This window comes from Candidatus Magnetobacterium casense, assembly GCF_019173545.1.
GTDB classification, from domain to species: domain Bacteria; phylum Nitrospirota; class Thermodesulfovibrionia; order Thermodesulfovibrionales; family Magnetobacteriaceae; genus Magnetobacterium; species Magnetobacterium cryptolimnobacter.
The window spans coordinates 1-2,146 of sequence record NZ_JABXWD010000509.1 but is presented as its reverse complement, the minus strand read 5'-3'; the positions used below and the strand labels follow the sequence as shown (position 1 = coordinate 2,146).

1 protein-coding gene and 1 pseudogene are annotated in these 2,146 nt (G+C 51.6%); both read right to left on the bottom strand.

Annotated elements, in window-relative coordinates:
• Positions 1-1,261 (bottom strand): c-type cytochrome (locus HWQ67_RS16970; protein WP_218253874.1); only part of this gene is annotated, 1,261 nt, incomplete at its 3' end.
• Between the two features lie 59 nt (positions 1,262-1,320).
• Positions 1,321-2,146: pseudogene (locus HWQ67_RS16965) on the bottom strand (cytochrome b N-terminal domain-containing protein); the annotation flags it as partial.

Genomic DNA, 2,146 nt, shown 5'->3' with positions numbered 1-2,146 from the left:
GCTTTGTAACCGCAGGATTTCTGAGGTTTATACCTATCAGGTTCTCTCCGGCCTTGCCATCCTTGCCATGACACACGGCACAGTGCAATTCAAAGACCTCCTTGCCGTGTTCGACGTTGGCATTGATGTCCTTGATCGGGAAGGGTTCATGGCCCTCGGCCGGCCTATTGCTGACCAGGTATTGTATGATCGACTCGATCTCCTCGTCACTAACCCCTGCAGCCGTTGACTTCCATGCCGTCATCTGAGTGCCGTTGCGACCCTCTTTGATAATCGTTTCGAGATTCTTGTCATCTGTGAGCTTTAAAAACGACGGATTCTGTATCGCCGGTATGGTGCGTTTGAATATTTCGTCGTACACGCTCTTTGTGCCATCTCCGTGACAGGCACTGCAGTACATCTTGTACAGCGTCTCACCCTCCTGTTTGGATGGACGTGCATAGGTCTTGTTGCGGTACTCCAAAGGCAGCTCATACGGTCTGAGGGTCAACGAAAAGATCGTCATCAGGTCTGCCTCGGCGTCTTTGAACCTGACCTTCATCTCACTGCCAGGGACTATGGCCCGCGGGTCATCAAAGTGCTGCTTCAACCAGTTGGGCACCGTGTGATCGCCAACGACGTGCTTCATCGAAAAGTAAGCTATCGGACGATATCCCACACCATCAAGGGGCTTGCCAAGGTCTCCGCCGACCTTGTTTATCTTGTGACAGCCCTGACAACCCTTTTCACGGAAGAGCTTGTCACCCTCGGCAACCTTATCTCCGCCCTTGGTACTCAGCATGTCAACGTCATGGCACTGTACACAGGCGCTCTGCGTATAGTTTAGCGGCAGTATAGGATTGTCCCAGTAGGTGTGTCCCTTGGCATGGGCCTCACGCTTGTTGGTGGCAAGCCCCTGTCCCTCGTGACAGACGGTACAACCGAACTTATCTATCGGATGATTTGCCAGGTAATCACCGCTGTGTGCCTTAAAGGGGACCTTGGCGCTTGCCATCATGGGGTTGTCTACGCCTATGTGACAGCTCGTGCAGCGGTCTTCCTTCTTCAGGACGCTGAGATATATCTGCTGCAACTTCACATCAAAGCCCTCCGCCCTCTTTCTTGATGAGTCATCCTTTGCGTTTTTTATCAGCATGTCTTTGTACTCAAGCTGATAGTATTTCCACTCAGGCATCACCCCATGAAATGCCACCAACGCAAGGTAGGTCATGACAAGAAGCGATGATATTAATAGTACGGATAAGTAAAATCTACTATACATTTTTACCTCTTAATCGATTATTCTATTGTTAATCATCTATGTGTACACCTTATCCGGCATCAGTGGATCGGCCACTGGTCCTTTGACCAGTAAAATTCCCAGTTAGGTCCGCGCAGTTCCGTGGCAAAGTACGTCAGTATCACGTAGCTGACCAGAAACATCACAAACAACGCCATAGCGCCCATCCTCGTTGAACCAGTCCGCTTGATGACATGTAGCGACCACGCCATCATAAACGCCACCCATAAGCTGCCGGGATTTATGAACGTGATAATTATTTGCGGTATGTCGGGGAACCAGTTTCTGAGCCAACCGAACTTTACGGCAAAGACCAGCATCCCTATCACCACAACTACGCTGATGATAAATGCCTCTAATGCCACGGCTCTGCCCTTTTTGTCCGTGAACCATATACCAACGTTGTATTGTTCTCTGTCCAGATAGGGTATCAGGATAAGACCAAAGAGCGCCAGCCCGGGCAATCCCACGCCTCCCATAAAGGCCGAGTAGGACAACAGCTCCTGCAGACCAAGGAAGTACCACGGCGCTTTTGCCGGATTCTCCGGTATCAGCGGATTTGCAAACTCCTTCAACGGTGCATCTATGTAGTAGGAGTACACCAGTGCAATGGCCAGGGTAAACATGAACACGGCCAGTTCGGCTATCAGGAGATTTGGCCAGCTCATGACGGTGTTTTCGACGTCTCTGTCCACGGCGGGGGTCTTGCCGTCTGCCAGTTCCATCAGGCCGTAGGTCTTGTGTGTGGTGAAGATGCCGCCGGTCTTCTGTGGGGGCAGGACGTAGCTGGCGTCGTTGTCGGTGATGGAGAAGGCGTCGGGTTTTGTCATCCCACCGTCTTTGCGGATGCGCCAGAAGTGGATGCCC